Below are 13,747 nucleotides of genomic sequence, written 5' to 3' on the forward strand. Positions count from 1 at the left end.
ATTGTATCGTTATATCGCCTATTATATTTAACGGATCGGCGTATATTGCCCACTGAAATGAAAATAATAGCCGTTGTCTATACGGATATATCCGAGAATACAATGACCTCTATCCCTGTATAAAACACTGGAGTAGTTCTTATTGTCTTTGTTACCTTCTGCAACCAAAATCTGGTTGTCATCACAACCTAAAACAATTCCGATATGATCGTGGGAATCATCCGATAGAAGCTTCTCATAAACCACAATATCACCACGTGCTGGCTTAAATCCATCTTGCTTATCGTGATAAAAAAATCCTGTTTCAGGCAGCTGGGCCCAATCCAACCACGCACCAACCCCAGCTAATCGATACATACAGTTCGGATACCGGATGGGCAGTAGAATTCCAACTTGCATACAACAGTAGTATATAAACGCAGCGCACCAATTGCCTTCCAGTACTTTATAAATATCAGAGTCCGGCCAATACTTGCAAATTTCCCGATAACGTTCATCTTCCGGGACGCCAACAATGTTTTGCCCTGCAAACGTTTCTGCAAAATCAGCCAGCATAAGACGTCTGTCTTCAGCGTTACTGTTTTTCGTTTCCGTATCTGCGTTGAATTCCACTTCTACAAGCTCCACCGGAATCCCCAATTCAACAAGCACATTTTGCAGTCTACGTATATCCGTCTTAAATGAATGGTTACCTGCATTCTGTAAGTACATCTGCAATAAAATAGCATCTTTAATTATTTCTTCGTATGGTCCATGTCCTTGATGTCTGTCTCCTTGATAAAAGATCGAGCGGAGAATGACAAGCTGCTCTTCGTCGGTAAAAAGTTGGGTGTTACGTAGTATAGGTCTTACAGCATCTGCACTGTTGGGACCAGGGAAGTCCTTAATTCCGGTTTTATAGAAATAAAAACCGTGGAGCACCCCCGCGATTGCAGCGATCTCCACATCTTGTCCTCTTCTCATAGCAAGCATTGAAGCAAAATTGGATACTCCGAAAAGATGAGCCCAAGCCTCCTGTTTCATGGAATTATTCTCTGTAGTAACAAGCATTTCATGAACAAGATCACGAACACTTTCAAGCCGCTTAAACTTACTCTCATGAATCAAACTTTCGCCTCCCTACCCTGCCCACTTCAACTTCCCTTATCTCGACATCCTTAGAAAACCAATAAAAAGCACTGGGTCCTGAGGACTGACCCAATGCTTTTAGTAGATGACTATCTTCTAGTTACTTAATAATTACGTATTCCAGGTTAACCAGTTTTGCATAAGTAACAATTTGGTCTGTGGTTAGATTCAAGGAAACCACGGTATGGTGACCGCCGCCGTTCTCAATCCATGCTTTAACCCCATCTTGGAAGTTTGGCTTCACATTCCACAGTACACGGGCCACTGGAAGATTTGGAGCAGGAACTGTCGGTTCAAATGCAGTAACCTCATTGATCAACAGTTTATAATGCGTGCCAAAGTCAGCCATGGAAACAACTACACCGTCTCCTGCCTTGCCGTCAAACACCAGACGAGCTGGATCTTCACGATCGCCGATACCTAACGGAGAAACGATGATTTTAGGCTTGTTGCTTGCCAACGTTGGGTCAACTTCAAGCATATGGGATTGAAGGATCGATTCCTGACCAGCCGCTAATTCATAGGTGTAGTCTTCCATAAAGCCAGTGGATTGGTTATGGCTCATTACTTTAAGCAGACGATCGAGCGCTGCAGTCTTCCAATCTCCTTCACCGGCGAAGCCGTATCCTTGTGCCATCAAACGTTGAACGGCAAGACCAGGAAGCTGTTTCATACCATAGAGGTCTTCGAAGTTCGTAGTGAAGGCAGCATAGCCGCCATGATCCAGGAACCGTTTAAGGGCAATTTCATAGCTTGCTTGCACTCTTACGCTGGCTTCCCAAGCTTCCTTGCTATAAGTACCATAATCAAATTCATAGAGTTCGGAGTATTCCGCGAACAAAGCATCAATCTCTTCTTCTTTCACAGCATTGACGTACTGAACAAGGTCGCCAATTCCGAAGTAGTCAACGGTCCATCCAAATTGAATTTGAGCTTCAACCTTATCACCTTCCGTAACGCCAACGTTACGCATGTTGTCGCCAAAGCGGGCAACTTTGATATTGAAGCTTTCGTTATAAGCAACCGCTACATCCATCCACTCTGCGATTTGCTTTTGCACTTCTGCACGTTCCCAGTAACCTACGACCACTTTATTCTGTTTCTTCAGGCGAGCATTGATAAATCCATATTCACGGTCACCATGAGCTGCCTGATTGAGGTTCATGAAGTCCATATCAATCGTAGCCCAAGGAATGCTTTCATTATACTGTGTAGCCAAATGAAGTAGCGGCTTTTGCAGCAATTTAGTACCACGAATCCACATTTTTGCAGGCGAGAAGGTATGCATCCAAGTGATGACACCCGCAACCTCGTCACGATAGTTGACTTCTTTCATGAGATTGGTGATTTTGTCTGCACTAACCGCCAGATCCTGCAATACAAGCGGATAAGGCAGAACGCCACTCTTATTTAAGGCATCGGTCATTTCTTGTGCGTGTGCTTTAACTTCTGCTAATGCTTCTTCTCCATACAGATGTTGTGAACCTACGACAAACCAGAACTGTTTTGTACCTACTGTTGACATCATTCATCCTCTTTTCTTAATTTTTTAATTTATATTACTTTTGCCCGTAGTACGCGTCTTTCCCATGTTTGCGTAAATAGTGTTTATCTAGAATGCGCTGCGGCAATTCTTCAGCAAAATGATTCAATTCTCGTGCGAATAAATTCATTTTCGAAACTTCTTCCAACACGACGCTATTCATGACTGCCGATTTTGCATCTTTGCCCCAAGTGAAGGGAGCATGACCCTTAAGCAGAACACCCGGCACTGCTAAAATATCCAGCCCGCGCTGCTCAAAAGTTTCGATGATGACACGGCCGGTTTCCGCTTCGTAACCACGATCAATCTCCTCTTGTGTCAAGAAACGGGCACAAGGAACAGAACCATAGAAGGTGTCTGCATGAGTAGTCCCCATTACAGGTACATCCAAGCCTGCTTGAGCCCAAATGGTCGCCCAAGTCGAATGCGTGTGTACAATACCGCCGATCTCTGCATAATGCTTATAAAGTACGGCGTGAGTCGGTGTATCTGATGAAGGTCTCATTTCTCCTTCAACAACATTGCCATCAAAATCAACAACCACCATATCGCTAGGTTTCATCGTGTCATAACTAACACCACTTGGTTTGATAACGAATAAGCGGCTCTCACGATCAACAGCGCTTACGTTACCCCAGGTGTATTTCACGAGTCCATGTTTAGGCAAATCCAGATTGGCTTGATATACTTCTTCTTTCAGTTGCTCTAACACGTCAATTCCTCCAGTTTTCCACTAGATTATCTACAGCAGCCTGTTCAATCGCCAGGCCTTGTGTGTAGCGTTCCATGAATGCTTCAAATCCCTTAACGTCGGAACTGTCGGGAGAAATTTCTTGCCCCTCAGCATCTCTAAATACTTTTTGGTCGAGGAAGTCTTCCAGACTTTCTTGTTGATCCTTGTTCATCATGTAAGAAGCCAGAATAGCAATCCCCCACGCCCCGCCTTCTCCGGCTGTTGACATCACTGATACCGGGACATTCATGGCAGCCGCAACAATTTTTTGTCCGACGATAGGGGTTTTAAATAAACCACCGTGAGCCAGAATGCTGTCAATTGCGACATTTTCTTTCTTTGTCAAAATATCCATTCCGATTTTCAAAGCAGCAAACGCAGTGAAAAGATGAGTCCGCATAAAATTGGCCAAATTGAAACGGCTTTCAGGAGAGCGGACAAACAATGGCCGGCCTTTCTCTATTCCGGTGATATTCTCCCCTGACAAATAGCCATAGCTGAGTAAACCGCCGCCATCTGGATCTGCTTCCAAAGCCTTGTTCAGCAGCACACTGAACAATTGATTCGGATCCGCCTTTTGCCCCATTGCCTCAGAGAATTCACGGAACAATCCCAGCCAAGCATTGATATCACTTGAACAGTTGTTGGCATGAACCATTCCGACCGGATTACCATTCGGTGTAGTCACCAGATCAATTTCCGGATATACCGCTGAAAGGTCCTTCTCTAATACAAGCATGGCAAAAACCGAGGTTCCCACAGAGACGTTGCCAGTCCGTTTTCTCACACTATTCGTAGCGACCATCCCTGTTCCCGCATCACCTTCTGGAGGACAAAGCGGAATACCTGGTTGTAAATCTTCGGATTTATCTAAGATTTTAGCTCCCGCGACGGTTAGTACACCTGCCTGCTCGCCTGAAATATAAACTTTAGGGAGAATTCCTTCTAGCTTCCAATCGTAACCTTTGGCTGCAATGAGTTCATCGAACTGCTTAACCATCGATTGGTTATAATCATGTGTAGTCTCATCAATTGGGAATATGCCCGAAGCATCCCCGACGCCAATAGCCTTATTGCCAGTCAGCAGCCAGTGAATATATCCAGCTAACGTCGTCATAAAATCAATCTGAGGGACATGTTGCTCTTCGTTCAATATAGCTTGATACAGGTGAGCAATACTCCATCGCTCAGGAATGTTGAATTGGAATTTATCAGTTAAAACTTTTGCTGCGGCACTGGTTGTCGCATTCCGCCAAGTCCGGAACGGAACAAGCAACTCGCCCTTGCTGTCAAAAGCCATATAGCCGTGCATCATTGCAGAGAATCCTATAGAACCAACGGTACGAAGGGTAATCCCATATTTTCGTTCAACCTCTTGCTTCATTTCACTATAAGCCTCTTGCAGACCCGTAATAATACTCTCTAAGTTGTACGTCCAATAGCCGTCCACCAAGAGATTTTCCCACTCATAGCTTCCAGATGCGATGGTTTCAAAATGATGATCAATCAGCACTGCCTTGATACGTGTGGATCCAAATTCGATACCAAGTGAGGTTTCTCCCTTAGTAATCGCTTGTTTAATGTCTTGATCCATGCTCACGTTACTCCTCTCTCTGAACAACTGTTATAATCGCAATAATTGAAAGAAGGCGCTTTCTTTAATTTACAACCTTAGTATATTTTTTGTTCGTACATTTGTCAACGTGAATACATAGTTATACCTACAAATATTCTCATGAACCGATTATTAGTGCTACAGCGAGCCGTTGACCGAGGAGAAAGTTGTTCCTCCCAGGACCGCATCTCCTTCGGGTACAACTTGTCCCACTTGGCCTTCAGTATTTATACATGTTAGGCTATGGATTATAATAGTTCATAATTATGCTAAGATATGTACATACAAATATTATGGGTAGGTAAATTAGTATTAGGACAACCAGGAAAGAAGGAATAAAGTGAAACCAAAGTATCAGGTCATCCTTGAGGATATAAAGAGCAACATTCTATCAGGAGCATACAGCGTAGGAGAACAAATTCCAACGGAATCGGCTTTGCAGGATATGTATAAAGTTAGCCGCCAGACGGTACGTAAGGCAATTTTAGAACTATCCAACGAGGGTTTTTTAAGAAGTGAAAAAGGATCGGGCACTTATGTCAGCAACCAATTCCGATCAAAAAACAGCGGGAATTCCAGTAATAAAACCATCGGAGTCATCACAACCTACATTTCCGATTACATCTTCCCTTCTATTATTCGCGGGATTGAAGCCAGATTAAATGAAGATAATTATTCATTGCTATTAGCTAGTACAAATAATGATGTCGCACAGGAAAAGAAAGCTTTGGAGATGATGTTGTCCTTTGGTGTGGATGGCTTGATCATTGAGCCTACGAAGAGCAATCTATATAATCCCAATATCTCTTACTATCTGACGTTCAAGGAGCAGGAGGTTCCGTTCATCATGATTAATGCTTATTATGAAGAGTTGGAGGTTCCATTCTTTTGTCTCGATGACGTACAATCCAGCTATCTGGCAACAAAAGAATTGATTGCTAACGGACACACACACATTGGTATCATTGCCAAAATGGACGATTTACAAGGAAAGCATCGAATGAAGGGCTATATCAAGGCGCTTGGAGAAGCCAAATTACGGTTTTACCCAGAGCAAGTGCTCTCATTCTATACAGAGACGAAGCAAGACCTGTCCACCAACTTAAAAAAATTCCTAACCGAACAAAGAGACGGGTTATCCGCAATTGTCTGCTATAACGACGAGGTAGGATTAGAAGTTGTACATGTATGCAGACAACTTGGTATATCTGTTCCTGAAGACATATCCATTATTGGTCAAGATAATTCCTATATTTCCAAGAATGCAAACATCAAACTAACGACATTAACACACCCACAGGAACAAATGGGACGTGATGCCGCCGATTGGGTTATTAAGAAACTGCAAGGAAAGAAGGACCTACGCAACCACACCTATTATCAACCTGTGTTAATTGAAGGAGAGACGGTAAAGAAGAAACTGAAGTGAAGGGGTCCAACATTCATTGTAAACAATCAAATGGACACACCCAAAAACGATATTACCATGGAACACTAGGCACCTAGTGCCTAATTGTCATATGACACACTTTGGAGTGACTGGTATGGTGGGTGACGAAATGTAACTTGTTGGTATGACAAGTCCTTTGCCATACTTGGTTTTGCCGGACGTTATGAGGCAAAAATACATTTCAAGGAGAAATCATTCATGAAAAAAATGATTCACACCAATCTCGCGGTTCTACTGTTATCTGCTACGATAACTACCGCCTGTATGGCACCCAACGGCGCGTCAGTTGCCGCACCCGTTAACGCACCAGTTGCATCTGAAAAGGCTAGCTTGGAGGGGCCGCGAAATGCCAAGGAACTAGAAGCTTTTGCAGATGGTGTTTTTGCGGACAAGATGAAGAAGTTTAATACAGTTGGTTCTAATTTTGTGGTCGTCACGGGTGGGAAAGTGATGCTAAGCAAAGGTTACGGTTATGCCGACAGGGAAAAAAGAATTCCTGTTGATAAAAATACCGTTTTCCAAATCGGCTCTGTTACAAAGTCATTCACTGCATTGGCAGCTATGCAGTTGGTCGATAAGGGGAAAATGGATTTAAAACACGATATCCAAGAGTATTTAGGAGGAATAAAGGTTCCGAATAAAACAGGAAAAAAACTGACGATGTTTGATCTACTTACATATTCAAGTGGATTTGATGAACCAGATATTCTCATGGAAATGCATCCAGAATACGCGGACAAATATTTTCCAATGAAGAAATACATTGCATCAAATATGCCAACTGTTGTCAGGCCTCCAGGAGAAGCGTACACTTATGACAATTTTGGTTTCATGCTAGCGGGATATGCAGTAGCAAACGTAACGGGCATGTCATATTCCCGATACATGGAAAAGAATATTTTCAAACCGTTAGGCATGACTTCGACGAATGTGCGGTTTACCCCCCAATTGTTAAGCAGAATGGCTGCTCACTATGGACCAACAGGTGAATTGATACCCTTGGACGGGTTTAAACCAACGGAAAAACCTGAAGGCGGTATGGTTTCAACAGCAGATGACATGGCGAAGTACCTCATGATGCACCTGAACAAAGGCAAGTACAAAGGTAAAGAAGTGGTGAGTCCAAAGAGCATAGAGCAAATGCACACATACCAATTATTCCCTGACAAGGAGTTCCCGGTTACAACAATTGGATTCGAAGGCTACTTCAAAGAGAAGATGAATAATCAGCATGTGATTCTAAAAGGAGGAAATGTTACAGGGCATTCTTCCTTGATTGTTATTCTGCCTGAGAAGAATACAGCGATGTACATGTCCTACAATAACGACTCCATGATGAGTCTTGACGTGTATGAGGAATTTATGAACCATTATTATCCGAGAAAATCAGAAGTTCCAAAGTCAACCTACGCAAAAATAAGTGAGCAGCAGGCTCAAGACTACGTGGGATTATACCAAAACACGCGTATCGCTGCCTTAAGGACGAAGGTTTCGTATTCGGACGGGAAATTAATAATGGAGACAGGAACATCAGGCAAACATACACTAAAAATGATCCACCCTTTATTATTTGAAGATGAATCAGGTAATAAATTGACGTTTAATAAAAATGAAGCAGGCCATATTGCATATTTGTATTACATGCAGCTCCCAGATCTCGTTGCTTATGCGCAAAAAATAAACATTGATTCACCATTTTCTGATGTACCTGCGGGTAGTAAATATATTTCATATATAAACAACCTTAATGCTTTGAAAGTCATGAGCGGAAAGTCAGCCAACCTCTTCGATCCGAAAGGAACGATGACTCAGGGAGAATTCTCAGAAGTGCTGCTGCGCGCCCATGGGTGGTATAAGCAACCTTTCATGATTGAACCGAATAAGAAGCAGATGATGGCCGGACTACGTAATTATCAGCCTAATTCTCCTATCACTAGACAAATGGCGGCGGTAATGATCCAGAACCTGAAACAGGTTGAGCCTGGAACTAAGGTTAAATGGAGTGGCGAAACGGATGCTTGGGCAGTTAAAGCAGTCACAGCTCTTGTTTCCCAAGGTATCATGGACCCGGATACCAAGATCAATTCAGACGGCTCCATAGATTTCCGCTCCAAACAGCTTTTGAAGCGTCAAGAAGCCAGTGCCTTGTTGGATCAAGCATTTAATTACTATACGTTGCCAATCAGTCACTAATTCAAAAGGTTAACCGGAAAAAGTAAGATAATGATACTTTATATAAGGTTTCCTGAACCCCCGATCAAACTGGGGGTTTTCTTGTACAATAAGAAACAAGCGGCTGCTGATGCTGCCGCTTGTTTCTTAGCTTTCTCCATATTCAACGGAAATCCGCATAGAGCCGTAAGGTTTATTCCAGAAGCCCTGCCTCCCGGGCTTTTTGCACCGCTTCCTCCCGGTTGCGAACCCCCAGCTTCAGATAGACTGATGACGCATAGTTTCTAACCGTACCATCAGATAAATACAATTTGGAGGCAATGGTTTTATATCGCAGTCCTTTCGACACGGACTGTAAAATTTCAAGCTCCCGTGGAGTTAAATCATAGGTCGCGGCCACTTGAGTTGTCGACGGATCTTCCCCGCTCTTGGCGGCTTGCAGCTGTGCAAACAATTTGTGCGACATCTCCTGATCGATCAGCGTGCCTCCGCGATAGACCGTGCGTATTGTTTCGGCGAGCTCTACCGGCTTCATCGACTTCAATAAGTATCCGTCCGCTCCGCTTCGCAGCGCTTCCAGAGCCTGTCCAGTATCTTCGAACGTGGTGAGAATCAAGATGCGGATGTGGGGCCACGTTTGTTTTATGGTACGGGATGCGGAGATTCCGTCCAGGTTCGGCATGTCCAAATCCATGAGCACCAGCTGAGGCTGAACCTGCCTGCACAGTTCGATGGCTTGCTCGCCATCTTCTGCTACCCCTACGACTTGCAAATCTTGCTGCTCCTCCAGAAGAGTCCGCAGACTTTCACGGATAAAAGGCTGGTCATCGACGACCAACAGACGGATGACTTCATCCTTAAGCTCCGTTTGTCGTGGCAGGGTGCAGGTAACGAGGGTGCCTTCGCCCGGTTGGGTATAGACGCCAACATGACCTTGCAAATTCATTGCTCGCTCTTTCATGGCGTTCAAGCCGAAACCATCCCGTCCATGTTCCATCCCGCGGCCGTTATCCTGAATTTCGAGCCTCGTCTGCTGAGGCTCAAATTGCACCAAAACCGTAATCTCCGTCGAGTGTCCATGACGCACGGCATTCGTCAATGATTCTTGCAAGCAGCGATACAGCGCTATCTTTGCTTGCTTCGTTACAGGGTATTCCTCTCCGAAGGCCTGGAAACGAACCGACACCTTAGCATGCTCCTGAAACTCCTCTGCCAGCTTCCGCAAAGACTGAAGCAGTGGGAGTTCTTCATGCGGCGATTCGATTTGATGCACATAGCCTCTCACTTCATCCATATTCTTCCGGGCCAGGTTCAATAGGGAATCGAGCCGTTTCGTTCCTGTATCCGTCTCTAGCTCAGGGCGCAAAGTTTCCAATCCCATAATGAGGGAAGTGTAGGCATGACCGACAGTATCATGAAGCTCTTTGGAGAGCCGATTCCGCTCTTCGGCCAGCGTGATGCGCTCGATTTGGGACAAGTACTGCTCCAGCACCGCATTTTGCTCGCGTATAATTTCGCTTTGACGATGATTGACCATCAATAAATGGAAGGAAAATCCGAATGCATAAGCCGTCCCGAATTGAATGGTCATAACCCAAAAATCAGTCTGCTCTACAAGCAGCTTAATTATAGTGGGTAGGAGCAATACCGATAAAGGACCTGACCAAAGATATGTTCTTTGTTTGCTGTTAGCGGCAATTAAAAATGGATACAACAGGAATGTGAGGTAGGCTTCCGGAAAAAACGAAGCTAAATACAAGCACAGCCCGCCCGGGATCACAATCTCGGTAAGCAGGTAGTATCTATAATTGAGCTGCAAGCACAGCCAGGGAACGGAAAAAGCAATAAGCTGCCAAAACACAAGAACCCAAAGCGGCAGCGTGAAATGAGATTGCCGCTCTATGATAGTGAGCAGGAGAGAAGTACTGCAAATCAGGCGGATCATAAGCATGAACCAGTCGTACCAGAACCACTGCTTTACCATATCGAACAAAACCATCAACCCCTAAGAACTTTCAGTATGACATTACGTGACTATTATAGAACAAACCATCATTCAACAATACTTTTAAATCCAGACCGGGACATTCCGGTTAACGGTTCACACTCTTGATCATAAGACGGGTGTAGCCGCCTAGCATACGCGTCAAGCTGTTCGCAAGCCTATAGCTCACCATAGTGAATACGACTCCTGAGGCCGAAACCAGCATGGATTTTATCACAGTATCTACAAGAAAACCCATAAAATAATAATTAAATAACGGAAAGAGGAGCGGGGTCGCAATCATCGCGAGTGGAGTTATATAAAGCAAGGCCGCACTAATGAGGCTTAAAATCCCCACCGGGAGCTTCAGCATCAGCCAGCCGATAGCGATCCAGTTGCGCCGATTTAGCAGCTCCTTCCTTGCTTGAAGCCAGATAGAGGCATCGGTGTTTATTGGTTTAACGTAAAGCTCGGTGGTAATATCCGTATAGATCTTGGTCTGTATGCGTTCAAATTGCAGGAAGGCGTATGTAGTTCCCAAAATGCGAGTAATCAGAGGAACACCCGCGACGGTAAACGAAAGACTCAAGCCTAATGTAAGAGCGACCAGATAAAAGCAAAAGTAAAACAATCCGGTAGCGAAAGTAAGCATTAGGAAATAGCCATTTTGAATAAAGCTGACGACGGTTCTTGTCATCAAAGAGCCCACATCCTTTACAAGTAGTAGTCGTATCCTACGGCTCTTGATGTCAAATCTACCAGTGCCATAATGTCATGTGACACAAGGCGAAAGACTTAGAAGCTTGAAATTAACACTATCCATATATCCTTTCTCCTCAGATATTTCCCAAGAAATTTTATATTCTTGAACAACGAATCCTTCAAGTTTCTGTGCTGGAACACATAGTGGAATAAAATGAGCTCCAGAGAAAGTAAAAACCGTTTCGATCTTAGTTATACATACAAAAATTTTAATCCATCATATTAATAATTACTTTGTTTTCACATCACGTGGAAACCTCATCTGTTGACATTTCATGGAAAATACTGTATATATTCAAAGCCAATATGAAAGACAGAAAAGGAGGATCTGCATGCACAGAGTGGTCAAAATAAAATTTATGCTCTTTTACGGTGAAGGCCTGAAGCAAAATGTTACGGGTACATGGAGTTGAATCAGGATGGGAATATGATCGCGCTCTACAATAGGTACGGTGAGGAAATAGACATGTATGGCCAACACGAATTTGTTAAGATACGGACACTTGGCAAATTTGATAACGAAGACCGTGATAATTTTTATTCCTTGTTAGAAAGTGATGGTGTAGGATAATCTGCACGATAGGCTGACGATTCCGGTGCCAAGGCACTACGAAAAGTCAGCCTTTTTGATTTTATTTGCCTTGTAGAGTTGACCGGCACGTTATCATAATCCCCTAACCTCATCTTGTCAAGAAATAATGCGCGAATGAGCGACATCGCGGGGGAGCCCCCCTTATGCTTTCGAAATATGAATGAATTTCCGAGTATGATGGGCAATTTCGCTTTTTCCAATTCATCCCACTTCACGTAGAATGATCTTCAGACGTTGCAGGATAAGTGGTATACAAATAATGCACGGAGCGTAATGAACAATCGGGAGGTAGAAGATGGACAATCAGGCTCAAGATGCAAGAGGAATGAAGAGAGGAGCAATATTAACCGCTCTACTCATCGGTACATTTGTCGCGTTTCTTAACGAAAATTTACTTACCAATGCGTTTCCTGCATTGATGAGAGAATTTAACGTTGCGGCTTCGACCATACAATGGTTATCGACGGGTTATATGCTCGTGGTCGGCGTACTGGTGCCGGTGACCGCATTACTACAGCAATGGTTCACGACTCGCCAGATGTTTATGTCTGCGATGGCGTTATTTTTGGCCGGTACCTGCTTGTGTGCAGTATCCCCGGGATTCGGAATCTTGCTGATGGGCAGGGTTGTTCAGGCTTGCGGGACAGGATTATTGATCCCATTGATGATGAATACGATTCTCGCCCTCTATCCTCCAGAACGCCGGGGTGCCACCATGGGTCTCATGGGGCTGGTCATCATGGTCGCCCCTGTCATCGGGCCGGCTTTGTCTGGCTTGATTATCGATACCTTTCAATGGCGATGGCTGTTCTACATAGTGATTCCTGTCGCACTGTTTTCGATGATTTATGCATTCGTGTACTTAAAGAATGTGACAGAACTGACCAAGCCAAGGGTCGATCTTGTATCCATTGTGATGTCAACCGTCGGTTTCGGCTGCGTCACCTATGGCTTCAGCCAAACAAGTGTCTCTCTTGAGCCAGAAGGTTACGGATCGATTGCAATAGGTAGCCTTTTCTTGCTCTTGCTTGTATGGCGCCAGCTTAAGATCAAAGAGCCGTTGATCGATCTTTCCGTATTCCGGCATTCCACTTTTTCTCTGGTTGCGGTATTGATTGTAATTCTGATGATGGTTCTATTCGCCACAACAACATTGCTGCCGTTCTATATGCAGGATGTGATGAAGTTGACAGCATTCGCGACAGGCTTACTTCTAATGCCAGGTAGCATTTTGAACGGGATGCTGATGCCGGTATCGGGGAAATTACTTGATAAATTCGGGCCGAGACTCGTAATTGTGCCCGGACTGCTCCTGATCGTCATATCGTTGTGGCTGTTTACCGGCATCGACAGTAATACAACACAAGGTTCCGTTCTGTTCAATCATATCCTCTTATTCTTAGGCATGTCGTTCGTCGTCATGCCGGCTCAGACGACAGGATTGAATCAACTTCCACGTCACCTGATCCCTCATGGCACAGCCATATACAATACGCTCCAACAGATTGCAGGAGGGATTGGCATCGCATTGTTCGTCGGCATCATGTCGTCTGGGGCCAATCGTTATCTTCACCATTCGCTCAATCCCACTGCGATGCATGAGAAGACACAAAGCATGGCTTCCGGTCTACAAACGGTTTTTTGGATTGAATTTATTCTTGCAATACTTATTCTGGTGCTGGGTTGGTTTATAAAAAAGCCACCTGAACATAGTTGATTCATTACTAGCCACAGATTGAATCATAAGTTTAAAACCATGCAAGAAGCA

The 13,747-nt window shown here is 44.2% G+C and carries 9 protein-coding genes and 1 pseudogene; 4 read left to right on the top strand and 6 right to left on the bottom strand.

Annotated elements, in window-relative coordinates; genetic code table 11:
* Positions 1-27: 27 nt before the first annotated feature.
* The 4 genes from ACWGXJ_RS24850 to ACWGXJ_RS24865 all read right to left on the bottom strand — a co-directional run bounded on the left by ACWGXJ_RS24850 (position 28) and on the right by ACWGXJ_RS24865 (position 4,998).
* The gene (locus tag ACWGXJ_RS24850) at positions 28-1,107 is read right to left on the bottom strand and encodes a CHAP domain-containing protein (protein ID WP_452567811.1); all 1,080 of its coding nucleotides are present in this window, start codon (positions 1,105-1,107) and stop codon (positions 28-30) included.
* Between the two features lie 121 nt (positions 1,108-1,228).
* Positions 1,229-2,653, bottom strand: a complete 1,425-nt coding sequence (araA, locus tag ACWGXJ_RS24855) for an L-arabinose isomerase (protein ID WP_322171966.1) — start codon at positions 2,651-2,653, stop codon at positions 1,229-1,231.
* Between the two features lie 34 nt (positions 2,654-2,687).
* Entirely contained in the window at positions 2,688-3,383 is a 696-nt protein-coding gene (locus ACWGXJ_RS24860; RefSeq protein WP_068939259.1) for an L-ribulose-5-phosphate 4-epimerase, read from the bottom strand.
* A 1-nt stretch (position 3,384) separates the two neighbouring features.
* The gene (locus ACWGXJ_RS24865) at positions 3,385-4,998 is read right to left on the bottom strand and encodes a xylulokinase (protein ID WP_452567812.1); all 1,614 of its coding nucleotides are present in this window, start codon (positions 4,996-4,998) and stop codon (positions 3,385-3,387) included.
* A gap of 361 nt (positions 4,999-5,359) precedes the next feature.
* On the opposite strand from ACWGXJ_RS24865, the gene ACWGXJ_RS24870 reads away from it, so the two are divergent.
* Together ACWGXJ_RS24870 and ACWGXJ_RS24875 are read left to right on the top strand one after the other, a co-directional pair.
* Entirely contained in the window at positions 5,360-6,448 is a 1,089-nt protein-coding gene (locus ACWGXJ_RS24870; protein WP_452567813.1) for a substrate-binding domain-containing protein, read from the top strand.
* A 219-nt stretch (positions 6,449-6,667) separates the two neighbouring features.
* Positions 6,668-8,662: a serine hydrolase gene (locus ACWGXJ_RS24875; protein ID WP_452567814.1), complete on the top strand. Its 1,995-nt coding sequence runs from the start codon at positions 6,668-6,670 to the stop codon at positions 8,660-8,662.
* 172 nt (positions 8,663-8,834) lie between these two features.
* On the opposite strand, the gene ACWGXJ_RS24880 is transcribed toward ACWGXJ_RS24875, so the two are convergent.
* Together ACWGXJ_RS24880 and ACWGXJ_RS24885 are read right to left on the bottom strand one after the other, a co-directional pair.
* On the bottom strand, positions 8,835-10,634 hold the full coding sequence (locus tag ACWGXJ_RS24880; RefSeq protein WP_452567815.1) for a response regulator: 1,800 nt from the start codon (positions 10,632-10,634) through the stop codon (positions 8,835-8,837).
* A 100-nt stretch (positions 10,635-10,734) separates the two neighbouring features.
* Positions 10,735-11,322, bottom strand: coding sequence for a sensor domain-containing protein (locus ACWGXJ_RS24885; RefSeq protein WP_452567955.1), 588 nt, complete (start codon positions 11,320-11,322; stop codon positions 10,735-10,737).
* A gap of 397 nt (positions 11,323-11,719) precedes the next feature.
* On the opposite strand from ACWGXJ_RS24885, the pseudogene ACWGXJ_RS24890 reads away from it, so the two are divergent.
* Together ACWGXJ_RS24890 and ACWGXJ_RS24895 are read left to right on the top strand one after the other, a co-directional pair.
* Positions 11,720-11,958: pseudogene (locus ACWGXJ_RS24890) on the top strand (hypothetical protein).
* A 316-nt stretch (positions 11,959-12,274) separates the two neighbouring features.
* On the top strand, positions 12,275-13,696 hold the full coding sequence (locus tag ACWGXJ_RS24895) for an MDR family MFS transporter (RefSeq protein WP_452567816.1): 1,422 nt from the start codon (positions 12,275-12,277) through the stop codon (positions 13,694-13,696).
* The last annotated feature ends 51 nt before the right edge of the window (positions 13,697-13,747 follow it).

The organism is Paenibacillus sp. S33 (assembly GCF_053615415.1).